Source organism: Sphingobium soli, assembly GCF_020782245.1.
GTDB lineage: Bacteria > Pseudomonadota > Alphaproteobacteria > Sphingomonadales > Sphingomonadaceae > Sphingobium > Sphingobium soli.
This window is the reverse complement of the sequence record NZ_JAJGNP010000014.1, coordinates 54,075-80,310: the sequence shown is the minus strand read 5'-3', so window position 1 is coordinate 80,310 and position 26,236 is coordinate 54,075. Positions and strand designations below refer to the sequence as shown.

The window sequence follows — 26,236 nt, the reverse complement described above, 5'->3', positions numbered from 1 at the left end:
GAGCGATGCAGGAGATCGTCGACCGCCGCGCAAATGACCCAATGTTGCTGCTCGGCCGGCTCGACGGCCGGCTTCATCATAGTACAAGCGCCGACATTTTCCTTGCGCGATCGCGCCTTCACGGCGCCGCGGCGTTAGCAGGTCTCGCCGGCGTGCCGATCGCTGTCGGCGACCTGCAGGATTGGATCGCGGGGCGAAGCGCCCCTCCCCGCGCCTCCGAAGGTCTCAACGATCCGATATCGGTGGCGTCCATTTTCCACCTCGCACTAAGTCGGGACGAGGATGTCAGAGACCCGGTTGGCCGCGCATCCCTCAATGCTCTCCGAACCATCCTCGACGACCGTGCAGAGGCTGAGCGCTATGGTGGAGACGATCTCGCACACTTCGGCCCGCTCTGGCGTCAGGTGAAGTCTGCGGCGGATGCACCCTTCCCCGTCGCCGATCTCCGGTCCATCGCCGAGCGCGTGTTCGCTCTTGCCGAAATGACCGAGCGTCTTCCGGTCGGCGCCTCGGAGGTTGTTGCGATCGACGGACGCTCGTTGGAGCTTCCTCCCCGCTGCCGCGATCGCAACTGGCTCGTCGCGACCGCTCTTCCTCGCATGCTCTACCGCGCTGGCTTCACGAGCCGCATCATCCCCTCACTGGTGCCGCTCCCCAAGTTCATGCCCCCTTCCCCTGCCGCGCTGACCGGGTTCCTCGCTAAGGAGATCGGGCAGATCAGCGCGGCGGGGCTCCGCGAGCTTTCCGCAATTGAGCATGACGTCGCCAAGCTCACCAATTTAGGTGCAACTCAGCGAAGTCGCCTGCCGCTTCTCGGGCGCCTATTGATCGCCTATCCAGGGCTCCAGGCATCCTCCGTTTCGAAGCTGCTGTCTGTGACACCTCAGGGTGCCCGAAAGCTCCTCGCGGCGCTGCCCACCACGCCTGCCGCGCAGCGCCGGCTGCGGGCCGAATAGCGACCGGGACGCCCTCCGTACTGAAACGCCGTCTCGCTTGTTTTGCTCAGCTCGCCGGCAACAGTTCTTCGATCGCTTTCATGAGCTCGGCCTTCGTGGCGCCGGTCCGGGGCACGATCTTGATCGTGATCCCCCCACCTCTGGCACTGGCATAGCGCAGAATCGTCTTTCCGCCTTTGCCCGTGATCTCTCGCTCGCCAGTCTCCTTCTTCTTTGCCTCAACGGTCGCACGAACAAGTCGCTTCGCCACCTCGGGTCCGGTCAGACTGGAACCACCATTCCTACGCTCGGCCTCGATGCGCTCGGCCTCGTCTCGCATTCGCTTCAGAGTTTTCGGTTCGCTGGTCAGCGGTTTGATATCGCGCGCCACTCGAACGGTAATGTCGTGGGTGTCCGAAAATGCCGCCACGATCTCCTCAGGAAGCCTCGCAACATCCAGCAGGCGGCTCAGCCATGACCGCGAGAGGTTGAGATGCTCCGCCATCTGGGACTGGGAGTTCTCGTAAAACTCCGACAGCGCTCGCGCATATTCCTTTGCACGCTCCCAGTCTGAAATGTCCTTTCGCGACCGATTTTCAACGTCCGAAACCCGGAATGCCTCTTCATCCGTGACGGTCTGGATCGTGACGAGATAATCAAATTCTGGATGATGATGTTCGCGGAGCCACTGGACGGTCCACCACCGGCGAACGCCAGCGATGATCTCATAATCGTAGTCAGGATCGTCCTTCAGACGACGCACGATCGCCGGGATGCGCTGCCGCTTCGCCGCGAGAAAGGAGTCGATCAGATCGCGACAGCTCTCTTCGGACAAATGGTCCAGGTCGCGATTGTGCATCCGCCAGGGACGGCAACGAGCCGGGTCCACCCACTCCGTTCGATCGGTAACCGTCTTGCCGCTCGCTATCCGCGCCAGGGTCTGGCTTCGGCTCGCCATGATCCCTTCCGAGGGGCTCGCATTGTCAAGCTCGGCCTCATTATCCAGGCCTTCGGTGAACATCGAGCCGAAGCCCTTATTTCCTTTTGTCATCGGCTCGCTCCTACTCGAATTTCCGGCATCTTGGAGACCCGATTTGTTGGTCTGTTGCCACGTGGCAACAAACCGAAATTCGCCTCGCCTTCGGCTCCCCTTTTCTGAGGGAAAACTGATCCTGGAATTTGGCTCATGATACTGTTTATAAACGCTTTCCTTGCTCGGTTGCCACGTGGCAACAACGCATCATTCTTAGCAGATTTCAGCCCCATAGACGGCGAACAATTGCCCGCTGTTGCCACGTGGCAACTGCTGCTCAAAGCTGCCCCCCTGCCCGGCTCGGCCAGGTCCGCAAAACGTCTTCTTCGATGTCTCGGCAAACCTCATTCAGATGCCTCATGCACCGGTTGTAAACCTCGTGCGAAGTGACGGGCTTTTCCAGTTCAAAGACCGTCTTCATCCGCGAGCTGGCATTGTCGATCTCCGCACTGGTGACCATCACCGAAGAAGACATTGAGCCTCCGAAAACGCTCCGCATCATCGAAAGTATCTCACGATGCATCGACTTGCTGTCGTCGACCCGGCTGCCGACGAGACGGATGAAATTGTAAGCCGGGCGCCCCCTCCCCGCGAGCTGCTCGAGCTGCTTCATCGTGGTCTTCGCCATGTCGATAAACGACACCGTCGATGCGAAGTCGACCAGGCTTGGCGGCACGGGGATCACCATCGCATTGGCTGCTTGAAGGACCGCCATGGAGACCATGCCGAGTGCTGGAGGCGGATCCATGATCACCACATCGTAATCTTCTACCACCGAGTCGATGGCCTCGGCGATCAGGTCGATGATGTTCAGGTTCTGATTGCGCGCGAGGTAGCCGGCGATCTCGTATTCGAGATTGTAGAGCCGCAAATTCGCAGGGATCAGATCGAGCCCATGGAAGTGGGTCTTCCGAATGATCTTTCGCACACCCAGCAATTCCGGGTTATGGAAATGCCCATAGAGCGTGTCGTCCTCCTCCAGATCGACGTCTGGTCGGTAGCCGAACATCATTGTCGATGAAGCTTGGCTGTCGCAGTCGATAAACAGCACACGATAGCCGTTGATCGCGAAGTGCTGAGCCAGGTGCAGCGCGATCGTGGACTTGCCGACACCGCCCTTGAAATTGCAGACCGAGAGAATGGCGGGTGGATCTTCCGGGCTGCGCCACGGACGCGTTCCGAACACCTCACGCATATGATCGAGTTCTTCGAGCGTATATTGGACGCGATGACCGGAAGCCGTCCGCCCACGCTCCGGCAAACGCCCGTCGCGTTCAGCTTCTCGGATCGCCGACGCGGTGCGTCCGACAAGTGATGCAGCCTTGGAGATAGGGAAGGTGGGGGCTCGCTTCTGCCCTGTCTCTGGATCGACCGCGCTGTCGCGGATCCGCTTGAGGATCGTGAGCGCTTTACGGTGAAGCACATCCAGGCCACCTTCCAGAAGGTCATCGGCGGGGACATTTGTGGGATCAGTGGCCATGAGATTCCGCTTTTGTGGGTTTGATGGCCCACAATAGCGACGTTGGCAGTTTCGAGCAACGATTTGGCCATCGAACTTACAACTTTACCGATGATCTCCGAGCCGTTTCGGATTTCAAGGTAATGCCAATGCGCCCTGGTAGAGACGCACCGATGATCTCCGAGTCGGTGCAAGCTTTCCGAAAACTTGCTGCGTCCGGCTGCACCGAGCGATGCCCTGTGGATAAATACCGATGATCTCAGTACCTTCCGATGATCTCGGTGCGTCCTACCAATGATCTCGGTGCCAACAGACCGATGATCTCGGAGCGCATACCTATTACATGAATCCCTGAATCAATCCGATTCGCGAATCGGCTTCAAAATTTCGATTTTTGAAAGTGGGAAGGGGCGATTCGGCAAAAGCGGCACCGAGATCATCGGTCGAATTGCAACTCTCACCCCTGATTTCCCGCCAAAACTGCCAACAGGGTTGATTTCGAAACCCAAACCTGTTGAGACAGCGCCATCACAGACCCCGGAGATTCGGGGAAGGGCGGAACAATGAACGGAGATCAGCATAGGCCGATTGGGCACCAATATGCACTCGCCATGATCGATGGCGGTGCAGAGAATGTCCGGAAGCTTGCCTCCACTGCCGGAACCCAATTGACGCTCGACGCCTTCCTGCGAGTCCACGACGAAGAGCCTGTCCCGGCATTTCTCCATTCCGCGCTTTGCGCCATGTCGCTCCCGACCAAGCGCCCGAAGGACGACACGCTCCCGATTATCCGGGAAGACGGCAAGTACGCGCTGGCAATCAACCCTCGGCCGGTTCTTCAAAATATCGATGGCAAGTCGGTCATGAGAAGCCTGGGTGTTCCATATGGGGCCTATCCCAGGGTTGCGCTCATCTATCTGCTTTCACAGGCGGTAATGAAGCGTTCGCGCGACGTCTATCTCGGCCGCAACTTCACGGAATGGATGCGGCGGCTTGGCTATCAAACGGTGTCCTATGGCCCCCGTGGCACCGCAAATCTGATGCGCGAACAGGTCGACCGCTTGCTGGCGTGCGAGTGGCAGATTCGCTGGGATGGCACCGAAACGGACGACAACGCCTTTGCGGTCCGCGATGTGAAGATCTCAAATGAATATGCTGGTTCACTCGACAAGAACGGCACCTTCGCGCGGGAAATCCGTATGTCGGAGGTCTTCTACAGTCACCTTATCGAGCACGCTGTCCCATTAAACGAAGTAGCGATCCGGGAGCTTAAAGGGACGCCAACGGCGCTCGATCTCTATACCTATCTTGCCTATCGCCTCCCACGGATCGGCTCCGACAAGGGGCAGATCATTTCTTGGGATCAACTGGCAAAGCACCTCGGCAACGAGGCTGACAGCAAGCGCTTTCGTCAAACGGTGCGGGAGACGATGCAGCTCGTCTCGGCGGTTTATCCCAACGCGAACGTCGATCTCTCCGGCAGGAAGGTGGTCCTTCATCCGTCTCCAGCGCCGATGGAGCGTAAATTGGTCGGACCCCATTTGCGACTTGTTGGGGCGCCAGGCGTCGAAACGGCACCGAGATCATCGGTTCGCACCGTTCCGCAGGCAACGAAACCCGCAGCGAAATCAGACGAACCGCTTCACGCATTCCCGCCGGGAACGCTTTCCTATGGCGACCGCGAACAGGCGTTTCGGAGTGTCGGTCTCACTAAGGGCCATCCTTGGTCAGTCGACGATATGGCCAACGCATTCCGCAAGGGATTCGCCGATATCAAGAGGCCCCGGACCGACACCGAATGGATGCGGCTCTGGGAGGCCTTCGTGATCAAATATGCGGATCGGCGGAAGAACCGGCCTGACGATTGACCGATGATGTCCGAGCCGTTCGTCGCCTGCGAACGAGCCCGAGTCGTGCCCGATGAAGCGATCAACGTGAGCGCGCCGACCCTCATCGTTGATAGGTCCGGGTCACAGCGCCATGCGCTGAAAGAGGGAAGGGGGGATGTGGCTACCGAGCAGGAGGTAGTCCTATGCCACTCACGGCCAAACGACCGACCCAGGAACTTGTTGACCTCGTAGGCGCTCTTGGCGGCACCTGGACCGGCTACAGGGCTATGGCCCGTTGCCCGGCACATGGCGACAACGATCCAAGTCTTTCGATCCGCCAAGGTGACCGCGGCATTCTGGTGACGTGCTTCGCGGGTTGCGCACGCGATGATGTTCTGCGGGAATTGCGTCGGGTTCGAACCGGCCAACATTATGCAATACCGGAACAGGATCGACCGCAAGGCAGCGCCAATGTCTCGCGCATCTGGGAGCAGGCCGTTGGCGTCAAAGGGACGCTGGCCGAGCGCTATCTTGAGCGACGCAACTTGTTGCCAGCGCCTGCCGACGTGCGCTTCCATTCGCGCTGCCCATACCTCCCGAAGCCGAAAACCGTTTATCGACCGGCTTTGCTGATTGCTGTTCGCGAGATCCGGCAGCTCGTCGCGATCCAGCGCAACTTTCTCGACCCTGCGACAGCGAAGTGCCTCCGAAAAGTCATGCTCGGCGTGCCTGGGACAGGCGCATGGCGGGGCCGGGCAGGGGGCGAGACGCTGGCGATCGCCGAAGGTTTCGAGACTGCCGGCGCCTACACCCGCATCAAGGACATCCCCTGCTGGGCCTCACTTGGCGCCAGGCGGCTCGATCAACTGGTCATTCCACCCGGCATTACGACCCTGCTGATCGCAGAGGACAATGATCCAGAAGGGCGTCGCGCCGCGGCGTCCGCCGAAGCGAAATATGCCCGTCCCGGGCTCATCATCCGCCGCGACCCGCCGCCGCCGGCTTTCAAGGATTGGGCAAAGTTCCTCGACGCGCACTGCCGGACCTGATCCCGGGGCGGAGAGAGGGGAGGGGGATCGAGGGTGTGTCGCTGCGACAGATGCAGCCGCGCAGGAGATTCCCAAATGACCGACCTTTTTCAGACCGCCGAGCGCGGCGACCGTGCCGCTGCGCACATCCTTCTATCCCAACTGGCGTCAGGCGAGCCGGTCACCCGTCAACATCTCAATCGGGCGATGGTGCAGGCGTTCGGCGGAACTGATGCCGAAGGACGCTGGACGCAGCGCTCAAGCTTCGAGGTGCTAGAGCACGCACTCGCCCTTCATCTCCGTGGATCATTGGCGCCTCTGGCCAGCCTCGCCGATGTCGCCGCGCGGATTGACCTCGCGCAGCGCCTCCCCACTCAGACCGTGCGGAGCGAAGACCAGATCGAATGGCAGCAATTCTCGACTCCTGTCGACATTGCGGCCGTCGCGATTCTGCTCGCAGATGTCCGGCAGGATGACGTCATTCTCGAGCCCAGCGCCGGCAACGGTTTGCTCGTTGCACAGCTTGGGGCTCATCGATCGCTGCATCTCAACGAGCTCGATCCGATCCGCCGCGATCGCCTGCACGGCGTTTTCCCCGGCGCAACGATCACCGGCCATGATGGGGCGATTCTTGATGCTGCTCTTGGCGACGCACCGCGTCCTTCCCTGATCCTCATGAATCCGCCGTTTTCGCGGTCGCTCGGCCGCGGCGTCGATGATCTTGCGGCCGTTCGGCATCTTCAGGCTGCACTTCGCCGATTGCAGACTGGGGGCCGCCTCGTTGCCATCATGCCCGACTGGTTCGGACCGACCACCCGAATGCGCGACCACTACGAGACCGTCCTTCGCGGATCGACAGTGCAAGCCTCTGTTCGACTTGAAGGCTGCTATCTCAAACACGGCACGTCTATCGACGTGCGAATCTTCGTCATCGACAAGGTCGCCGGCAGGCTCGCACCAGAAGTCATCCAGGGTGGATCAATCGCGGAACTGCTCGACGTTCTCACCGTGACACCTCGCCTGTCCCTTGTCGCAGATCAGCCGGCACCCGCGCCGAAGCGGGGCGGAGGCATCTCGCTCTTCAGAGCGGTCAAAAGCGCCAAGCCCATGCCCCGGGCCTTTCACGCTGCCGTGCGCAACCATGTCTTGCCGGTTGCTTACACCAGGCTCGAAACCCCGGCGCCGCTGCTCGAACAGACCGGCGTCTATCTGCCCTATCGGCCAAGCCGCCTGGTTTTCGACAAAGCCGGCGAACACCCGACTGCGCTCGTCGAATCCGTTGCCATGGGATCAATCCCAGCGCCGATCCCCGATTACGTCCCTTCGCTGCCGGAGCGGACTGTCACAGAGCGTTTGCTCTCGGCCTCCCAGCTCGAAACCGTCGTTTACGCCGGCCATGCCTGGGCTCAGACGATCCCTGGGCGCTTCGCACCGGACAAGGATGGTGTCGGCCTCGTTATCTCGGAGGAGGGCCGCGGCTACCGAAAGGGTTTCTTCCTCGGGGACGGAACCGGGGCAGGCAAGGGTCGCCAAATCGCGGCCGCCATTCTTGACAACTGGCTTCAGGGGCGGCGTCGCAATATCTGGGTCACCAAGAACGCGCCCCTCCTCGAAGATGCTCGCCGTGATTGGACGGCCCTCGGCGGGCTCGCCGGTGACATTCAGCCCATATCGAACTGGAAGATCGACGAACCCATCAGGCTTGACCAGGGCGTCCTTCTGGTCACCTATCCGACCCTTCGATCGATGCGCGGGGAACATAGCCGGCTGAAGCAGATCATCGACTGGGCCGGCGCCGATTTCGACGGCGTCATCGCCTTCGACGAAGCGCACGAGATGGGCGGTGTCGCAGGAGGCGAGGGCGCACTCGGAGCCAAGGAGGGATCGCAACAGGGCATCAGCGGCGTTCGGCTCCAGAACCATCTGCCCGCCGCGCGGATCCTCTACGCCTCTGCGACGGGGGCGTCCGAGGTCAACAACCTTGCCTATGCCGTGCGGCTCGGGCTCTGGGGACCGGAGACGGCGTTCGCCAATCGCGAGCAATTCATCTCCAGCATTCGCCAGGGCGGGATCGCCGCCATGGAATTGGTCGCACGCGATCTCAAGGCGACTGGGCTCTACATGGCGCGAGCGCTGAGCTTCGCCGGTGTCGAATATGAGATCCTGCGGCACGAACTGACGCCCGCGCAGATCGAGATCTACGACACTTACGCCAATGCCTGGTCCATCATCCACCGGAACATGGAAAAAGCCCTGGAACTCACCGGCGTCGTCGATGGTCTCGAGAACACCACTTTGAATAGCGGGGCGAAGGCATCGGCCCGCTCGCGCTTCGAGTCCACCAAGCAGCGTTTCTTCGGCCAGGTGCTGCTTTCGATGAAGCTGCCAACGGTCATCGCCGCGGTCGGCGAGCATCTTATGGCGGGCCAGTCGGTGGTGCTTCAACTGGTGACGACGGCCGAGTCCATCCTCGACCGGCGATTGGGCATGCTCAGCCCGGATGAGCGCGTCGACCTCGAAATCGACCTCAGCCCTCGTGAATATGTCATCGATTATCTCGAGCGCGCTTTCCCTACTCGCCAAATGCGCGTCTTCACCGACGACACAGGCACGCAGCGCTCCGAGCCGATGACGGACGAGACGGGTAATCCCGTCTACAATCCCGAAGCCGAAGCTGCCCGCGCGCTGATGATCGAGCATCTTTGCGCATTGCCGCCGATCATGTCGGCGCTCGACGGCATCCTGGAGCATTTCGGGCATGATCGTGTCGCGGAAGTCACTGGGCGGACAAAACGCCTAATCTCGACGGGCGACGGCCGGCAGAAGCTGGAAACCCGTTCGACCCGTACCAGTCAGGCCGAGGCCGCGGCCTTCATGCAGGGGCTGAAGCGCGTCCTCATTTTCTCGGACGCCGGCGGGACGGGGCGATCCTATCACGCATCAATGGACGTGCCGAACCAGGAGCAACGCGTCCATCTGTTGCTCGAGCCGGGCTGGCGCGCGGACCGCGCCATTCAGGGCCTTGGCCGAACCCATCGGACCCATCAGGCGAGCACGCCACTGTTCCGGCCCGTCACGACCGACTGCAAAGGCGAACTCCGCTTCACCAGCACGATTGCGAGGCGGCTCGACAGCCTCGGCGCACTCACACGGGGTCAGCGCCAGACCGGCGGTCAGAATCTCTTCGACCCGGCTGATAATCTGGAGAGCGAATATGCTTGCGCTGCGCTGGTGACGTGGTTCCACTTGCTGGTCGATGGCAAGCTCAAGAGCATCTCGCATTCGGAATTCGAGGATCGGACCGGTCTCGAGCTCTGCGACAAGGACGGCGTCCTGAAAGAGGAACTGCCGCCCATCCAGCGATGGCTAAATCGCATCCTCGCGCTTCCCATCGGCCTGCAGAACAGCATCTTCGATGAGTTTCTGTCCCTGGTCGAGACACGGGTATCGGCGGCGAGGGAGGCTGGCCGGCTCGATGTCGGTGTCGAGACGATCCTCGTCGATTCCGCCACCTTGATCGACGACACACTGCTCCGGACCGACCCGGTCAGCGGGGCGACGTCGCACTTGCTGACCATCGAGATCGCGCGGCGGCGGACCCCTGTCACCTTGGAGCGCGTGCTGCGTATCGCCGACAGCGATAGCACCGCCGTATTTCTGCTCAACGCCAGGTCGGGGATGGTCGCGCTGCAGACCCGCGCCCGAGCGCTCATGGAGGAGAAGGACGGAACGCCGATCCCGCGCTTCGAGCTGACGAGGCCGACCCGGCGGGAATATATCCGCGAGCATGAGCTCTTCGAGAGCGCCTGGAAAATAGTCGATCGGGACGCCTTCTGCGCGAAATGGCAGGCCGAAGCCGATGAAGCGGCGAACAAGGTCGACACCGAGACGATCCGCCTCGCGACCGGCTTGCTTCTGCCGATCTGGTCGGCGCTGCCCAGCGATCATCTGGTGGTCAACCGCATCGCTGACAAAGCGGGAAATAGCTGGCTCGGCCGCCTCGTTTTCGACGAGCACGTTGTCCAGCTTTTCACCAAGCTCGGCATCGATCGCGCCGAGAACCTGCCGCCCTCGGACATCATCAAATCGGCCCATTCCGGTCGAAGCGTTGATGTTGCCCGCCCATTCCCCATGACGATCCGCCGCGCGATGGTGAACCGAAATCATCGCATCGAGATAGTCGGGGCGCCGTCGGATCAGCTCGCCTGGCTGAAATCCTTGGGCTGCTTCACCGAGATCATTCAGTACCGGACACGGGTGTTCCTTCCGGTGAGCATCGCCGCCGACATCCTTGGGCGCATTCTCGCCGATCCTGGGTGAGCGCGGGTCGCCCTTGGTCAAACGACCGAGGCCGCTCTTGGGAAAGAGGGAAGGGGGAACGGGGTGGTGTCCGGGAATTGCCGGACGCCAAGAGGAGTGACCCCGGTGATCCAGACCATCAAACTCGCCAAGCTGCGGCTCTCGCCGATCAACGTCCGTACCGCACCGGACGAACAGCTTCAGATTGAACCCATGGCCGCCAGTATCGAGGCCAAGGGCGTCCTTCAGAATCTGCTCGTCACGCCCGCCAAAAAGCCGCGCGGCACCTTCGAGGTCTTCGATGGCGGACGCCGTTGGCGCGCGCTTCGCCTGCTCGCCGAGCGCGGTACGATCTCGGAAGCCGATTTCGATGTCCCCGTCATGATCCTTACCGGCGACGATGCCGAATTGTCCGAAACGTCCACGGCGACCAACTTCCATCAGCTCAAGATGACCCCCGCCGAGGAATGCCGCGCCTTTCAGCACTTCATCGGCTCGACCGGCGATCTCGATGCTGTCGCAAAGCGTTTCGGCGTGACACGTCGCTTCGTCGAGGGGCGCCTGCGCCTCGCCTCGCTGGCAGCGCCGATCTTCGACGCCTTGAGCAAAAGCGAGATCACGCTCGACATCGCCAAAGCCTATGCGTCGACCGAAAGCCACGACAAGCAGCTTCTGGTCTGGAACAGCTACCAGAATGGCCACGTAACGGCCGACACCATCCGCCGCGTCATCGCCAATGAGACGCTCAAGGCCAGCGATCCGATCGCGATTCTGGTCGGCGAGGAGCGGTATCGCGCGGCAGGCGGCAAGGTCGATGGCGACCTCTTCACCGACGGCAACGACCGCTGGAACAATCCCGAGATCGCGCACCGTCTCGCCGGCGACATCATGGAGGCCGAAGCGAGACGCATCGGTGAGGAGACGGGCCTTGCCTGGATCAGGCCGATCGCCAGCAACTACGCCCACAACGCCGCCCACGGCCTCTACCGTGCCATCCTGCAGCCGCCCGCGCTCACCGAGGAGCAATCCGCCCGCCTTGGCGAGATCGAGGCGCGCCGCGCCGAGCTCGAGGCCGAAATGCAGGACGAATCCATCTCGCCCGATGCCTACAAGGCCCTGGACCAGGAGGATGACCGACTGATCGCCGAGGCCGAGGCGATCGAGCATCGCGCGCCCGTGCTGCCAGATGAGCTGCGGCCGCATGTCGGCGCGTTTCTGCTTCTGACGCCGCAGGGCGAGATGCGTCTCGACACCCAATTTTATAGCGAGCAGGAGCTCATCGTCGAAGAACCCGACGCGATCGATGATGCGGGCGGCGGAAATCCCGGCGAACCCGACGAGGGCGGGGCGGGCAGGTTTCGCGTCGGCGTGAAGGATTCGCCCGAGCCAGCTCGCCGACCCGAAGCTGTGGCACCTGGCGGCAAGCCGCTCAGCAATCGGCTCTACGACGAGCTTGCCATACAACGCCGCGATATTCTCGCATCCTGTCTGCTCGCTCAGCCGGCGCTCGCGCTCGATTACGCGCTGTTCGTCATGATCGACGCCCGGGTTTTCGCCGGCGGCGGTTCTGCCGACGAGATCGTTCAATATGGCACCACCATCTGCGCTGATGCCCCGCAGGATCCCGTCACGGCGGATTTGCCCGGCTCACGCGCCCGGTCCTACCTGGCCGAAGCGCATGATGGCCTTGATGCCGGATGGTGCGACCACGATCACGAAATCGATCGGTTCGAAGGGTTTCGCGCGCTCGATGACGACAGCAAGGCGCAGTGGCTGGCCTATATCGTTGCCATGTCGATCGAGGCCAAGCCGCGCGGGGCCAGCGGCCAGGTCGCGATCCACAATCGATTGGCCTCGATCCTCGAGATCGACGTTGCGAGCTGGTGGCGTCCGACCGCGGAAAACTTCTTCGATCGGGTCAACAAGGGCAGCATTTTGAGCCTGCTTCATGACGTCGGCGGCGGCGCGCTGACGGCTCGGCACGCCACCCTGAAGAAGGCGGAGATCTCGGAGAGCTGTGAAAAACTCTTCGCCGGGGCGGCCATTGTCGAGCCCGAGACGAAGGACGCTGTGCTCGCATGGGTGCCGGACGCGATGCGCTTTGGTGCTGCGGCCCCGTGCCCGACCGATCGTCTCGGTGGCGAGCCGGATCGCTCTGCGTTGTCGGATGATCACATGGCGGAAGGCGCTTCGGTCGCGGACGATACGGTGATCGAGCCGGTCGAAGCCTGACCCAGCAGGACAGGGGGGCGGTCGGCGCCACTTGCGCGATCGTCCCCTCCCGCACGCTTGCCTCTCCCGAACCCCATCGTCATCCCGCTGGAGCATCAGCCATGCCTGCGAAAGCCCGTCCGAGCCGCGACGTCGCGGCCGAAATCACCAACCTCATCATCAGAAAGCTGGAAGAAGGCGTCCCGCCCTGGACTCGGCCCTGGCGGGTTGCCGGCGCCGGTGGCCGTCCGCTCCGACACTGCGGCACGCCCTATACCGGGATCAACACGGTCTATCTTTGGGCGATCGCAGACGCGAACGGCTATCGCTCGCGCTACTGGATGACGTATCGCCAGGCCGAAGCGCTCGGCGGCCATGTTCGCCGGGGGGAGCACGGCTCGCTCTCGGTCTATTATTCGAGCTTCAAAAAGACCGAGTCGGACCGGGTGACCGGTGCCGAGAGCGAACGCAGCATTCGTTTCCTTCGCCATTATCTCGTGTTCAACGCCGATCAGATCGATGGGCTGCCCGCCTATTTCTATCCGGACGACGCGACCCCTGCGCCGATCGATCCATCTGCGCGGCAAGCTGCCATCGACGAGTTCTTCGATCATGTGCCGGCAGATGTTCGACATGGCGGCGATCGCGCCTTCTTCCACCCGACATTTGATTTCATCCAGATGCCGCACCGGCGGTCATTCACAACGATGGATCATTACGCCTCGGTGAGGGCACACGAGACCGTTCATTGGTCAGGCGGCAGCTCGCGCCTTGCCCGGACCTTCGGCAAGCGGTTCGGCGACAAAGCTTATAGTTTCGAGGAGCTTGTGGCTGAGATCGGAAGCGGCCTGATTTGCGCGCATTTGGATCTGCCGAACGAACTGCACGACAATCATGCGAGCTACGTCGCCCACTGGCTCGGCATTTTGCGCGCGGACAAGACCGCAATCATTCACGCCGCCTCGAAAGCTGAGCAGGCCTTCAACTACCTTCTGGCGTTTGGCGACAGCGACGACACGGCGTCATCGGCCGAGGGGGTCAGGCAGATCCTCGAGGCGGCCTGACCGCCGCTAATCCGAATTTTCCCCGACATCACAGGAGATACCGATGGGCTGGCTCACCATGTCCCGTTTCCACATGGGCGGACACAAGACCGCCAAGGATTATCTGGACGCGCAATTCACCTATAGCCGCGAGGCGGACGGGACGATCAAGGGACTGAAGGTGCTCGCCTCATCCTGCCCCCAGAATCGCACCTATTATGCTGCGGCTCAGGTGATGATCGACGGCGTCGGCAAGGAGGTTTTCGCGATCGTCTGCAAGGTGATGTGGAATCCCAAAAGCAAGTCCGGCGAGCATTTCGGCTACAAGGATATGGACGAATCTGTCGGCCCCTATGAGGATAGCTGTCCCCGCCACATTCTCGACCTTCTGACCCCGACCGACCGGGAGCACGCCCTCGACTGGCGCGCGCGGTGCCGTGCCAACCTGGCCCGCCGATCGCGCAAGATCGAGGACGGCGACCGGATCAAACTGGCCCAGGCGCTGACCTTCTCCGATGGTCATGTGGGTGACGAATTTATCGTCGTGAAGCGCGGCCGCCGCCTGAGTTTCCGCGATCCCGCGACTCGCTGCGGCTATGCGATCAGCCGGTTCATGGAGCGCGACTGGACGATCCTGCCGGTCACTAAGGTTCACAAGACGATCTTTGCATGAGTGCGTCAGCCAGTATCATTCCCGCAGCAGGGAGAAGCCATCATGTTTGCCGCGTGTCTTGAATTGTCGCCCAAGCGTCTGCAGCTTTGCAGCCGCGAGAACGCCAATCGCGTCGCAGGTCGCCTATTCGACGAGCGGCCGGGTAGGCTGTCGATCGTCCGCACTGGCGATCCGCTGCAACCATTCCGGGTCTGCACGACGCCGGCGGCCGATGATCATGTCGAGGTGGAGATGACATTTTGATCCGGATCGCGGCGGCCATCATCCTCGCGGGCGGAGCCGCTCTCACATCGCCCTCATGGTCTCAGAGTTTCGACGCGAAGGCGCGGGCGCTCGATGGCGATACCGTGGCCGTCGATTTCCGGTTGCTTGGGGTCGACGCATTCGAGCGCGGGCAGCTCTGTCGGCGCGCCTCGGGATGTTGGCAGTGTGGGAAGGCCGCACAGGATTTCGCCGCGAACGCCCTGCGCTCCAAGGCCGCGACGATCCGGCTCGTGTCTTCGTCTTCTTATGGCCGCCCCGTTGCGGTCGTTACAGTCGACGGCGCGGATTTGGGAGAGCGTCTTATCCGCGCGGGTCTCGCGACACCGCAGGCGATTTATCTCAGAGACGATCCCGCTCGCCTGCGCGCATATAATGCGGCCTTCGCTTCGGCCAGGAGGCAAAGGGCAGGGGCCTTTGCCGGAGACTGGATCGAACCGTCGCGCTGGCGGCACGGGAACCGCCTGAGCTGCGAGCGCTGATGGTCAGGCCGACAAAGTCGGGTCGGCCCACCAAGATGGTCCCTGCTCGAAATTTCCGTCCATCCTGACCAACGGCCCATCGGGCGCGTCGGCCACATAGGGGTTCACGAGCGGCATCACCGTCTCCTTCAGGCGCTTCTGTTCGCCTGCGATGCGCCCGCGCCGCTCCAGCAGATCCTCCAGCCATTCAAGATCGTCGAGCATCGACACCACGCCGCGGCCGGCGAGGCAGAAATAGATGCAGCGCTGAAAATCGTCGGCACCATCATTGCCCAGGATCTCCGCCAGCTTCAGCTTGCCCGCCGAAACCCCTTCATGCACCCAGCTTACCGCCTCGCGCAGCTCCCGCACCGAATAGTAGGCGTCCTCGACATGAATGCCGATCGCCGCATTGGCGATCATCCGACGGGTCGGCCGGTTCTCCATATCCAGCGCCGCATCCCGCAGCGTTATGTCGAGATCGAACAGGTGTCGGATGCTGGGCGTCGTCATGGCAAATCTCCTACTCATTAGAACGTAACGTGAACATGCGCGACCGTCAATTGTCCGCGTGCTTCCGTTGCGAGCGGAGCGCGCATCATGCCCATCAACGTCATCGTCGGCCTTCCGCACCTGAACGATGGGCCGATCCTTCAGCGGGCACGCGCGCTTGGCCGGACCGCGCTCATCTCGGCGAACGCGCTTTCACGTTGGTCCGAAAAGCGCGGCTGGCGGGAATGGACCGGATGGCGCCTGGGGCAACTCCAGAATGCACGGGGTTTGTCCGGCCTCTGCCTGGACTCCGCAGGCTTCGTCGCGACTGCGCGCTATGGTGGCTTCCCGTGGTCCCTGTCGGACTATGTATCGCTCGCGGCGGCCTATCCATTCCAATGGTGGGCAAGTGCCGATTACTGCGTCGAGGCTGAGATCGCGCGAGATCGCGACGAAGTCTTCGACCGCCTGTCGCGCACCATCCGCGCCAATCGCGACTGCCGCATCCTGGGCGAGGATGCCGGAATAGCCGACAGACTGATGCCTGTGATCCAGGGCCGGCGACCATCCGACTATGAGCGCTGTGTCGATGCGCTCTGGGGTTCGCTCCGCCCCGGCGCATTGATCGGTGTCGGAAGCATGTGCCGGCGCGATATTCACGGACCGGAAGGCCTGATCGCGGTCATCGACCATCTCGATCAGATTCTTCCGGCCGGTGTTCTGCTCCACGCATTCGGCGTCAAGGGCACGGCACTGCCCTTCCTTCTGCCTTTCGCACACCGGGTCGCGTCGATCGACAGCCAGGCCTATGGCGTCGGTGCGCGTCGGGCAGCCCTGAAGGCGGGGATCTCCAAGACCGATCGCGTCGTGGCCGATTACATGGAGCAATGGCTCGCCGGTCAGTACCACCGACTAACCGAGCGGCCGCGCCGCCTTCCGCAGCAACGGCCTGCTGACGCAGATCCTCCGCCGATCGATCCCTGGGAGGCCGCAATCGCGCAGGCCCGTACCGAAATCCGCGATCTCATCGAGTCCGGCGATCTTGATCATGATGAGATGTTCGAGCCGTGGCTCGAGCAATGGGCGGCCGACATCTTCCATGACCAGACGGCGGAGCGGTGAAAGGGGAGGGGGAGTGGAAGGGTGAGCATCAGGCTCACCGAAAGGGTGCGCGTCGCGAGCAAGCGCGTGCACCGCCATTCTCACTAGGAGAACCGCCTTGACCGCATCGCACCCTGTCGGGACCGCCATGGTCCCGCTCGCCCGGATTGCCGTGGGCTATAATCCGCGCCGCTATTTCGACCGGAAGAAGCATGACGAACTCGTCGCCTCCCTGCGTTTGCGAGGCATGCTGCAGCCGATGCTGGTTCGGCCCGCTGCCGACCTGCCGGAGCATTTCACGATCGTCGCGGGCGGTCGCCGCTACCGGGCCGCAATGGAAGCCTTCGGCGAAAACGCCGAGGTGCCGGTCCTGATCCGGGAGATGACCGACCAGGAGGCGCTCGACGCGGCGATTGCCGAAAACGACGATCGCGATGATCCTTCCGAGACCGAGCAGGCGGACGCGGCCGTTCGCTATCTCGCGGCGTGCCAAGGCGACCGGGCTGAAGCTGCACGGCGGCTTGGCTGGTCCCGCGCAAAGCTGGACCGCCGGCTCGCGCTCGCCGACCTTTCCGAGACCGTCAAAACCGCGCTCGACGAGCGCCGGATCAAGGTCGGACACGCCGAATTGCTCGCCGCCGTTCCCGCCGACAAGCAGGACAAGGCGCTCGAGACGATCATCGCGGCCGGCCTTGACATCGCAAAGACCCGCGATCTTCTCATGAAGGTCACGCAGCGCCTCGCCGATGCCCTGTTCGACAAAACGGAATGCACCACCTGTCCGTTCAATTCAGGGACGCAGCGCGCCCTGTTCGACACCCATGTCGACGATGGCCACTGCACCAACGCTACCTGCTTCCAGCTAAAGACCGAGGCGGTCGAAGCTGCACGCCGTGATGCGGAGGCGGCCGCCGAGGCCGAGGACGCCGCCGCAGCGATCGAACACGATGACGGCGATGATGACGCTCTCGCCGACGATGGCGACGAAAACGAGGACGGCGGTGAGATCGGCGGTCTGACCGATGACGCAGCGCCTTCAGCACCTCTGGTCGGTCGCGGAACCGTCGTGCGCAAGGTTTCCACCAGCACCGGGCCCAGTGTTACCGCAAAGTCCATCGCAGGCCGCACGACCGACCTGCGGGAGGCGACATGGCGCACGGCGCTCGCCCGCGGGCTGGCCGACGATCCTTTGAACGCCCAGGCGGCGATCCTCGTGGCAGCGCTGACCGGCACGCTTTCGCACATCAAGTCAGGCACTTTGACCTCGCGCGCTGCACTGCTGGTCGACGCCGCGTTCCCCGATCGCGGTTTCAAGGAAAAGATCGCAGAGATCCGCGAGCTATCGGAGGTTCAGGCCACCACGGTGCTGGCTGCGATCGGGGCAGCATATGCCCGGGACGTCCAGTCGTTCGCGCACGTCGCCGATCTCGCCGGCGCCTTCGGCATCGACATCCGGACAGTCTGGCAGGTCGATCGCGCTTTTCTCGAACGATACACGAAGGACGAGCTCAAGTTCATTGCCGCCGAGAGCGGCCTGGTCGCGCACATGGGCGAGAAGGCATTCGCAAAGTTGCTCGGCGCCAAGAAGGGCGACCTGATCTCCGGCATGTTGAATGCTGTCGGGTTCGATTGGGCTGGCCGGGTGCCAAGCGCGATGGCCCTCGATGGCCGCTATGCGCCGCCCAATTCGCTTCCGCCCGCCAAGGCCGACGAGGTTGTCACCGAACTGGCCGCCTGACCTCGCCCAACTTTCCAATCAAGGAATCCCACAATGCTGATCACCAATCTTCTGCCCATGCTGGGCAGCTATTCGCTCGCCTTCGATCTTGTCGCCGGCGATGACGGTGTCGTTACCCTCATCATCATTCCCCGCGTCGCCGAAGGCAAAACGCACAAGGCCGAGGCCGGCGAGCTGCGTCCGATCTCGATCACAGCGACGGCCGCCGAGATCGATGCAGAGCTTGCGAAGGGCGCCGAGGGGGCGCTCGGTGGGCTGATTGCCACACGCATGGCGCTTGCCGATCAGATCGCGACCCAGCGGGACGCGGCCGAGGCCGCGCGCGCGGCGTCTGCGGAGGCGGCGAAGGCAAAGGCGGCATCGGCACCCGCCAAGCCGGTAGTCGCAGCGAGCACGCCGGCCGCGCCAGCGGCGGGCGCCCTGCCGGCCGATGCAAAATCGGAGGAGCCCGCCAGCCTCTGGTGATCGGAAGCAACCGACACCCTTTGCAATTCCAACAAGGACATTCCGATGCAGATCGACCATCTTGCCCGCGTCTACCGCTATGACGGTATCGACCTCCCGCAGCCGCCGCACCTTGCCAATGACCCGCAGGGGCTGCGCGCCTACCACGCCACCCTCTACCCGGCGATCCTCAATGCCGACCTGGTCGATGCCGGGGTTACTGGCGGTGTCCACGTCACCGAATATCGCCGAGCTGTCGGCACCAAGGGCTGACATGGCGCGCGTTCAAATGGCGGCCATCCCCGCCGCACCGCGCTGCACGCTGCTCCATTGGATCGAGAACGACCATGGCAACACTTCCGAACTCTCCCGGCCTGCCTGCAGCAAACAAGCCCAGGCCCTCCATGCGAAGATCATCCTCGACGCGGGCACGCGCGAGGATGGTCCTGCCGATCCTATCCCGCCACCCACAGGACTCTCCCTTCCTCCGCTCGGCTGATCTGGCAGGACGGACCGTCCATATCTCCCCTGATATTCCGGTGATGTTCGATCGACCTTTGGCGGCCCACCATAAGCTCGTCGGCAGTTGGGTCGCCTCGAAAGAGCAGGAGACAGTGCACCGCACGCGCCCTGAGGCGCGCCGACATATCGAACGGGTCTTCCAGACCGAGGTCCTCGAAAGCTTGCGGAGCTGCACGATCGCGGACCTGCGCGTCGTCGTGCTCAACGGCGAATCCTGCGGGGCGCCGGCGGTCGCGATCGTCTGCGACAGTGTCGGGCAGCTCGATCTCGGATGGATCGAGGACAGCAAGCGGCCGATCCCGTGGCGCGCGGCTGCGTATCGGGTGCTCGAGCGCACGCTCGGAAGTGCTCTCCCGATCTTCTGCTACGATGACCTCTTCGACAACATCTCGATGTACTATTGGGACGGCGAGACCGAGGACGCCGCTGCGCGCGAGGCCCTCGTTGCGCTCCATGGGGCTGACGACAGCGAGATCGCGGCCCAGACCATGCCGTCCGAAATGAACGCCAGGCGGCCAGAATGGATGCTCGCCGCGAGGGCAGCGCCCACGTCGAAGTTACCGACTGCCCTTCGTCGGGCTCTGCGCGAATTGCGGGATGCCCACGCGGCGCTCACCAATTTGCCTGACGAACATCACGCCTGGCGCCTCGAGATGGATGTTCTCTACGAATATGTCCCCGGTATCGAGGAATGTTCGCCGCTTCCGCCGCTGACACTCGTTCCCGTCGAACAGTTCGCGGTCGAGGTCGACGACGTCGGGCGTCACGGCATGGAATATGGTTTCATGGACGTGACGGGCCTTTGCCCAATGACGCACTCCACCGCGATCGATGTCTGGCATGCGTCACTCGCCGCCGGCGCGCGGCTGCTGCGGGCCGCCAAACATCTCATCGAACTCTATCCTCCCGAATAACGAGGCCGACATGACTGACCATTGCGTGCAGTTCGAGCGAACCGCAGGCGGCATGATGCTGACCAACGCCATCCTGCTCTACAGAAGCGACGGGGCTCGCGGCCTCGGCTCGCATCTTACCCCTGGCGAAGATGCCGAGGCATTCGCCAGCATCCATCAGATCGAGCACGACGCTATCGGCGCGCCGACCATCGCCGCTGGAACGCCTTTGACCCGGGCGCATCTGCGGCATTGGTCGCAGGCGCTCGGCCGCGTCGCCCCGCCGCAAATTCTCCCCGAAACGGTGCTTGTCGCCCATCCCGACCTGCTGGTCTGGTGGGTGCCCGCACAGGTGAGGACGGCCTATTTCGACCTCTCGGCGAAACTGGCTGGACTGCGTGCGCTTGGCGGCCGCGCGATCGTCCCGGTTGCCTATCCGGCACACGTCCTTGTCGCCACACGGCGCCGGCTTGGAGTCTTTGCGCTTGAGCGGAACGAGCGGCCCGCGGCCGAAACCGCCTTGCTTCATTCGCCGATCCTCAACGTCTTCCTCAACGGTTCCCTCTGCTGGGGTAACATTCCGAAGCCGACATCGCTGGATGTGTCCGCCATTCCCGAGTTCGAGCGCGCGCTTTTCGACTCCTGGTCGACCCATCCGAATCCGGGTCAGGAGCTGACGATCACGGGGAAGGGCGGTCTCGTGCGTCTCTGGGACACCCTCGCAGCGACCCGCGCGACCCGCTTCCCGGTCAAACGCTTGAGGCCGTTCCTCGGAGATCGTCGCCAGACCGCCCCGCGAGGCGCCGCCAAGGCCGACCCAGTGACGCTCGGCGACCTCATCTACGGAAGGTCCGGCCGATGACTGCCCTCGCCGAAGACCCGACCGCCGCCGCGGTACTGGCGGAGGCGCCTTGCTATCCCGTGCCGCCGGATGGGCGATCACCCGCGATCGAGGCCGTTCGCGAAGCCCGAGCAGGCAGCTGCCTCGCAATCGGCCGCGATGGTGTCTGCCTGATCTTGCGCCGGGCCTGGCTGGCTCTGGATCTGCCCGTGACACCGCCGATCCCGGCCTACCTGCCCTACGGGAGCATTGGAGTTCGCCGCGCGGACCTGCGTTGCGGCTTGATACCGGCGGAGCTGCTGCGGCAAGTCCTCGAGCACTTTCGCGCCGCGCTGCCCAACGAGGCCGCCGCCTTCATCCTCTGGGATGAGGCTAATCGGCGATTCTGGGTCGACTTCCCCCAGATCGACCGCGCGACGCCGTCACACCTCACTTATCGTCCGCCTGCGCTGCCGCCGCACCATCACCTCATCTGCGACATTCACAGCCATGGGCACGGCGCGGCCTTCTTCAGCGCAACCGACGACGCGGACGACGCGCACGCGACCAAGATCGCCCTGGTTGTCGGACGTCTGGGTCATACGGACGGCCCCGCATTTGCCTCGCGACTGTGCGCCGGAGGGATGTTCCTCCCGCTGCCGCGAAGCCCTTTTTTCAGGAGACGATCATGACCTCTGAGACGCCCCTTCGCCACTATCTGCCTGCGGCGCTCGGCAACCGCGCGATCAAAATCGTGCTTGTGGGATGCGGCGGCAACGGCGCGCAGATGCTGATGGGGCTCGCCTCGCTGGATACGGCGCTGCGGGCGATTTCGTCGCGTTCGCTCGATGTAACCGTCGTCGACGACGATATCGTCAGCGAGGCCAATCTTGGCCGGCAGCCCTTCTTCAGGTGCGACATCGGCAACTCGAAGGCCCGGACGTTAACCGAGCGGATCAATCTCGCCCACGGTCTGGCCTGGACGGCGGTGCATGGCCGGGCACCCGAGGCCGCGAAGCTCGACGGCACCGACATCGTCATCACTTGTGTCGATACCGCATCGGCGCGCCGGAGCGTCGGTGCGGCCATCGCCTCGGCCAGGAATGCGCCGGCCTATTGGCTGGATCTCGGCAACCGCGCTGGCGACGGGCAATATATCATCGGTTGCCCGAACGCTGAGCCCGAGGCCGGGCACCAGATCCTCCCGACAGTCCTCGAATATTTCCCCGAGGTCGCGAACGAGAGCCTGCCTGACGACGACGCGCCGTCGTGCTCGATGGCCGAAGCCCTCGAGCGCCAGTCGCTTTTCGTGAACCGGGTGGTGGCGAGCCACGCGCTGGCCCTTCTCTTCGATCTCGTTGGCCGCGGATCGATCGGCCACGCGGGCGCGTTCATCAATATCGCCACCGGGCAGGCCGTGCCGATCCCGCTACCGATCGCTGCTTGAATCTTCGGTCGAGCCCGAGGCCGGCCACGGGAGAAAGGGGAGGGGGAGAGGGCCGTTTGAGCGGATTTTCGCTCAAGACCGGAGGGCCATCCCATGACTTACGACGTCGCCATGCGCCACCAGCAGGCGCTCGACCCCAGCGCGCTGATCACCGTCGGCACCACCCTCCACGCGATCGGAGCCGCGATCAAGGATTGCCGCAACGCCGGCAAAGACGCCGAAACCGATCCCGCCGTGATCCTGCTCGTTCGCCACCTCAGCGCAGTGTGCGAAGATCGTCCGTCCAATCTCGAGCTTCGGCGCACCTGCATGGACCAGATCGCCGAAATCCGCCGAACGCCGGTCCTGCGCAACCTCGCCTATCGGGGCGTGAGCCATGACGAGGCCGCCAAGCGGCTCTTCCATTCGGAGGGCCGCACCGCAATGCGGCGCCTCGCCGACGCGCTGGGCCTATGCGACGGAACCTATGACATCCGCTCCAGCAAGGGCGGCCCTGCGGTTTCCGGCGAAATCACGCTCCATGGCGAGGAAGCATGGGTGCAGCTCTCGCTTGGCTGTTCGGGCCCGGGCCGGGAAGTCCTCTATCGCCGGGTTCGTGGCCGCGATGATCACTGCGGCGCGCGCAATCACTGGGCATCGGTCAATGATCTCATGGCGCCCGACCGTTTCGCCGACCGTCTGCGGCGCGACCTTCGTCTCACGCCGCCGGTCGAACAGCCGATGCGCCTCTTCGCCTGATCTCGACCGAGGCCGACCACATGATCCATGTCGAAAAAATCCCGCAGTTCGACCCCTGTTCGACTGCCACCTGGCTGGCCCGGGGCCGCGCACCGGAACATGCCGAAGCGATCGCGAAAGCCTGGCGCGACTTTCCGGACCTGGCGCCGACGGCTTCACCTGAAGATCGCATGGCGCGCACCCGCGCGCGCGTCCAGGCGATGAAGCCCGTCAACGACGCGATTGCCGCGCATAGCGAGGCCGAGCGCCAGGCGCGCAATTTCAGCTTCACCGAGGAGCGCGCCGTCTCAGGACGCGGTGATGACCGCGATGCGGCGATCCTGCGTGGACGCGATCGTTATGGTTATGACTGGAATCTCGCGATCCGCTATGCCGATGGCTGGTACGCGGCCCATGTAGGTTGGAACCATTGTTCGCCGTCCAAGGCCGCAGAACGCCCGGCCTATGACTGCGGGTTCGCCGACGGCGGCGGCGACGTTGACGATCTCTTCGACGCGGCGCGCCGGGCCAATCGCGCTGCCGAACGAGCGCCCATCTCGATGCAGTCGCGGGGTGCGGTGCGATCGCTACCCTCGGACTGGCCGAAACCCAGCGACCGGCCCCGACCGACACCATGGTCGCGGCGGGTTATCATCCTGGGCGATCATCCGGCGGCGGCGCTCGGCCGAGGCGATATTTTGGAGCGCTATCGTAAGACAGGCGGCCGCTGCGGCGGTCACGCCATCATTCTCACCGCCACCAAGGGCTTCATATCCGGTGTGACCGCGCAGCCCGAGGCCGAGGAACTGACGGCGGAGCGGGCCGACGAGCTCATTGCCAGTCCCGAGCAGGAGGACCTGCTTCGCGCGCTCCTCGCCGGCATCGACATCGAGGATATCCTTGTCGCGCTGCACGGCGAATATCTGCGGGTTCTCGATACCCATTCGGCCGCATTGCCAACCTGTCGGAATCGCGAACGCACGCGCAACACGCCGCTGCAGGTCAAGGCGCACGCGAAACTCTGGATGGATCGAGGCCGCGAGGCCGGGAGCAATGTCGGCGCTGGCCACATCCGTTGGTCCAAGGCGACCAAGGGCCTGACTGCGAAGCTAGGCGAGCTGACGGCGCGCTATCAGGGGCCGGCGCCCGGCAAGGGGCATCTCGTCTCGATCGAACAGGACGGCACCCTCGCGCACGGCTTCATCGACCCCGGCGGGAAACCCCTCGCGCCGACGCTCATCGTCGGCAGCAAGGCCCGGTTGCGCGACGAGATGGCACGCGCGCTCCGCCTGTTCGGCGGGGCGACGAGATTTGCCGCCCGCTAACATTCGAGGATCCAAAACATGGAAACGAGCCGCAGCCAGCGCTGGCGCGAGCGCCGGGCGCTCTGGGCCCGCGATCTCACGGTCATCGATCCCAAATCCTATTCCGTCGAGATCATCGGACACGATGCCGCGCGCGCTTTCATTGCCCGCCATCATTATCTGCCGACCTATCCTGCGGCGCAGCTCGCGGTCGGGCTCTATGGCGCCGGGGCAGTCCTGGAAGGCGTCGCCGTCTTCGCCGTTCCGGCCACCGGAGCCGTAATCACGCGGCACACCGGCTTTGCCGATCCGCTACGCGGCTGCGTGCTCGCCCGCCTGATCCTGACAGACGCCGTGCCCCAGAACGGGGAGAGCTTCTTCGTCGCGCGGGCCTTTCGCCATCTGCGCCGCGAGAAGCCCGGAATCGAGGCCGTGGTTTCGTACAGCGACCCAAGCGCCGGACATATAGGCCGCGTCTATTGCGCGCTCTCGGCGGCGCACCGCGCCATTACGAGGCCGCGAACCGTCCTGCGCGCCGGCGACACAACGATCGCGGGGCGCACGCTCTCGAAGATCCGCCTTGGCGAGCGAGGCCATGCCGGCGCCATCGATCAGCTCGTTTCGCTTGGCCTGCCCAGGCCGGAGTTCGGGGAGATGCCTGCGACATGGCTTTGGCGGCTGCAACGCGAACGCCATCTCGTGCGCCATCAGCAGCCGGGTCTCTACGCCTATTGCTTCGAGCTCACCCGCGAAGCCCGCCGGCACGGCCGCGCACTGCCGCGACTTCCCTATCCAAAGGCCCTGCCGTTGGCGCACCCCACCTTTCAGTTCGATCTTCGCATCGAGGCCGAGAACCGCACAGCCGGCCGAGAATGAGGGGAGGGGGATCTTGAGGGTTGCGGCGATGGGCCGCGATCGAGGCCGAGAACTCCATGCACATCCCAAGCAACAGACGAGCGGTCGATACCATTCTGGTCGCCGCCCCGCCGCCCGTGGTCCTGGCCTATGGGATCGGTGTCGATTCCACGGCGCTGCTGATCGAACTCGAGGCGCGCGGCGAGGCGCCAGACCTGGTGCTGAGCGCCGATCCGGGCGCGGAGAAGCCCGAGACCTACGAATATCAGCGGATGATCGCCGCGTGGATGCACGCGCGCGGGATTCCCTATGAGATCGTCCGCTACGTGCCCAGGCGCTTCAAGCACTGGCCGCCCTATTATTCGATCCTCGCCAATGTCCTGACCAATGCGACTTTGCCGAGCATCAGCCTGGGACGGCATAGTTGCAGCTTAGGTCTACCCATTGAAACTGTCTCCTTTGCGCGCGATGAGGGACGGGCCGACCGCCGCGCTAACCCAAAGAGCTGGCGGTGGTCGGCCCGTCCCTCGCGTCGCGCAGCGACGCTTAAGCGTCGCATGAGGCGCCGCACAAAAATGCCGCGCTTGTTATTCAAGCCATTCGTTTCCGAATCGATTTCTCTAGCGGAACGATGGCCGCCTCTGTAGAAGGTCGGAGAACAAAAGGGGGCC

Annotated in this window: 24 protein-coding genes and 1 pseudogene; 21 read left to right on the top strand and 4 right to left on the bottom strand. The window is 63.5% G+C overall.

Annotated elements, in window-relative coordinates; all coding sequences use genetic code 11:
- Nucleotides 1–5 precede the first annotated feature (5 nt).
- On the top strand, nt 6–956 hold the full coding sequence (locus LL253_RS15140) for a hypothetical protein (RefSeq protein ID WP_051743944.1): 951 nt from the start codon (nt 6–8) through the stop codon (nt 954–956).
- Nucleotides 957–1,002: 46 nt separating this feature from the next.
- Here the strand turns inward: LL253_RS15140 and LL253_RS15135 are convergent, their stop codons facing one another.
- The 3 genes from LL253_RS15135 to LL253_RS15125 all read right to left on the bottom strand — a co-directional run bounded on the left by LL253_RS15135 (nt 1,003) and on the right by LL253_RS15125 (nt 4,008).
- Nucleotides 1,003–1,986, bottom strand: coding sequence for a ParB/RepB/Spo0J family partition protein (locus LL253_RS15135; RefSeq protein WP_030092784.1), 984 nt, complete (start codon nt 1,984–1,986; stop codon nt 1,003–1,005).
- Nucleotides 1,987–2,245: 259 nt separating this feature from the next.
- Nucleotides 2,246–3,448: an AAA family ATPase gene (locus LL253_RS15130; RefSeq protein ID WP_062787893.1), complete on the bottom strand. Its 1,203-nt coding sequence runs from the start codon at nt 3,446–3,448 to the stop codon at nt 2,246–2,248.
- A 335-nt stretch (nt 3,449–3,783) separates the two neighbouring features.
- Nucleotides 3,784–4,008, bottom strand: coding sequence for a hypothetical protein (locus LL253_RS15125; protein ID WP_126000574.1), 225 nt, complete (start codon nt 4,006–4,008; stop codon nt 3,784–3,786).
- On the opposite strand from LL253_RS15125, the gene LL253_RS15120 reads away from it, so the two are divergent.
- The 8 genes from LL253_RS15120 (at nt 3,991) to LL253_RS15085 (ending at nt 15,253) form a co-directional block, all read left to right on the top strand.
- Entirely contained in the window at nt 3,991–5,295 is a 1,305-nt protein-coding gene (locus LL253_RS15120) for a replication protein RepA (protein ID WP_062787891.1), read from the top strand. The two genes, LL253_RS15125 and LL253_RS15120, sit on opposite strands and share 18 nt — an antisense overlap.
- A gap of 164 nt (nt 5,296–5,459) precedes the next feature.
- The gene (locus tag LL253_RS15115; RefSeq protein WP_030092781.1) at nt 5,460–6,305 is read left to right on the top strand and encodes a DUF7146 domain-containing protein; all 846 of its coding nucleotides are present in this window, start codon (nt 5,460–5,462) and stop codon (nt 6,303–6,305) included.
- A 75-nt stretch (nt 6,306–6,380) separates the two neighbouring features.
- A complete protein-coding gene (locus LL253_RS15110) occupies nt 6,381–10,604 on the top strand; it encodes a strawberry notch family protein (RefSeq protein ID WP_228227687.1) in 4,224 nt (1,407 codons plus the stop codon).
- A gap of 105 nt (nt 10,605–10,709) precedes the next feature.
- On the top strand, nt 10,710–12,815 hold the full coding sequence (locus LL253_RS15105) for a ParB/RepB/Spo0J family partition protein (protein WP_037505400.1): 2,106 nt from the start codon (nt 10,710–10,712) through the stop codon (nt 12,813–12,815).
- Nucleotides 12,816–12,916: 101 nt separating this feature from the next.
- Complete coding sequence (locus LL253_RS15100; RefSeq protein WP_030090556.1) at nt 12,917–13,858, top strand: ArdC family protein; 942 nt, start codon at nt 12,917–12,919, stop codon at nt 13,856–13,858.
- 43 nt (nt 13,859–13,901) lie between these two features.
- On the top strand, nt 13,902–14,510 hold the full coding sequence (locus tag LL253_RS15095) for a DUF6927 domain-containing protein (protein WP_062787886.1): 609 nt from the start codon (nt 13,902–13,904) through the stop codon (nt 14,508–14,510).
- 42 nt (nt 14,511–14,552) lie between these two features.
- The gene (locus LL253_RS15090; protein ID WP_030090560.1) at nt 14,553–14,753 is read left to right on the top strand and encodes a hypothetical protein; all 201 of its coding nucleotides are present in this window, start codon (nt 14,553–14,555) and stop codon (nt 14,751–14,753) included.
- Complete coding sequence (locus LL253_RS15085) at nt 14,753–15,253, top strand: thermonuclease family protein (RefSeq protein WP_407696117.1); 501 nt, start codon at nt 14,753–14,755, stop codon at nt 15,251–15,253. Before LL253_RS15090 ends, LL253_RS15085 begins: the two co-directional genes overlap by 1 nt.
- A gap of 3 nt (nt 15,254–15,256) precedes the next feature.
- Here LL253_RS15085 and LL253_RS15080 read toward each other — a convergent pair whose 3' ends face one another.
- Nucleotides 15,257–15,745 carry a hypothetical protein gene (locus tag LL253_RS15080; protein ID WP_030090562.1) on the bottom strand — a complete coding sequence of 163 codons (489 nt, stop codon included), beginning with the start codon at nt 15,743–15,745 and terminating at the stop codon, nt 15,257–15,259.
- A gap of 87 nt (nt 15,746–15,832) precedes the next feature.
- Here LL253_RS15080 and LL253_RS15075 point away from each other — a divergent pair, with 87 nt between their 5' ends.
- From LL253_RS15075 to LL253_RS15020, 12 genes and pseudogenes are all read left to right on the top strand, one after another.
- Nucleotides 15,833–16,846: a deazapurine DNA modification protein DpdA family protein gene (locus tag LL253_RS15075; protein WP_062787883.1), complete on the top strand. Its 1,014-nt coding sequence runs from the start codon at nt 15,833–15,835 to the stop codon at nt 16,844–16,846.
- A 127-nt stretch (nt 16,847–16,973) separates the two neighbouring features.
- Nucleotides 16,974–18,563, top strand: coding sequence for a PRTRC system ParB family protein (locus LL253_RS15070; RefSeq protein ID WP_062787881.1), 1,590 nt, complete (start codon nt 16,974–16,976; stop codon nt 18,561–18,563).
- A gap of 33 nt (nt 18,564–18,596) precedes the next feature.
- Complete coding sequence (locus LL253_RS15065) at nt 18,597–19,028, top strand: PRTRC system protein E (RefSeq protein WP_030090565.1); 432 nt, start codon at nt 18,597–18,599, stop codon at nt 19,026–19,028.
- Between the two features lie 45 nt (nt 19,029–19,073).
- The gene (locus LL253_RS15060) at nt 19,074–19,280 is read left to right on the top strand and encodes a PRTRC system protein C (RefSeq protein WP_030090566.1); all 207 of its coding nucleotides are present in this window, start codon (nt 19,074–19,076) and stop codon (nt 19,278–19,280) included.
- Between the two features lie 167 nt (nt 19,281–19,447).
- Complete coding sequence (locus LL253_RS15055) at nt 19,448–20,443, top strand: hypothetical protein (RefSeq protein WP_228227686.1); 996 nt, start codon at nt 19,448–19,450, stop codon at nt 20,441–20,443.
- A gap of 52 nt (nt 20,444–20,495) precedes the next feature.
- Nucleotides 20,496–21,284 (top strand): PRTRC system protein B, encoded by a 789-nt coding sequence (locus LL253_RS15050; protein ID WP_323133419.1) that lies wholly within the window; start codon nt 20,496–20,498, stop codon nt 21,282–21,284.
- A complete protein-coding gene (locus LL253_RS15045; RefSeq protein WP_030090569.1) occupies nt 21,281–21,934 on the top strand; it encodes a PRTRC system protein A in 654 nt (217 codons plus the stop codon). Before LL253_RS15050 ends, LL253_RS15045 begins: the two co-directional genes overlap by 4 nt.
- On the top strand, nt 21,931–22,689 hold the full coding sequence (locus LL253_RS15040; protein ID WP_030090570.1) for a PRTRC system ThiF family protein: 759 nt from the start codon (nt 21,931–21,933) through the stop codon (nt 22,687–22,689). The genes LL253_RS15045 and LL253_RS15040 overlap by 4 nt, the downstream gene beginning before the upstream one ends.
- Nucleotides 22,690–22,782: 93 nt before the next feature.
- On the top strand, nt 22,783–23,427 hold the full coding sequence (locus tag LL253_RS15035) for a hypothetical protein (RefSeq protein WP_030090571.1): 645 nt from the start codon (nt 22,783–22,785) through the stop codon (nt 23,425–23,427).
- A gap of 20 nt (nt 23,428–23,447) precedes the next feature.
- Nucleotides 23,448–24,731 (top strand): hypothetical protein, encoded by a 1,284-nt coding sequence (locus LL253_RS15030; protein ID WP_228227685.1) that lies wholly within the window; start codon nt 23,448–23,450, stop codon nt 24,729–24,731.
- 18 nt (nt 24,732–24,749) lie between these two features.
- A complete protein-coding gene (locus tag LL253_RS15025; protein WP_030090573.1) occupies nt 24,750–25,586 on the top strand; it encodes a Mom family adenine methylcarbamoylation protein in 837 nt (278 codons plus the stop codon).
- A 56-nt stretch (nt 25,587–25,642) separates the two neighbouring features.
- A pseudogene (locus LL253_RS15020) lies at nt 25,643–25,999 on the top strand (hypothetical protein); the annotation flags it as partial.
- Nucleotides 26,000–26,236: the final 237 nt, after the last annotated feature.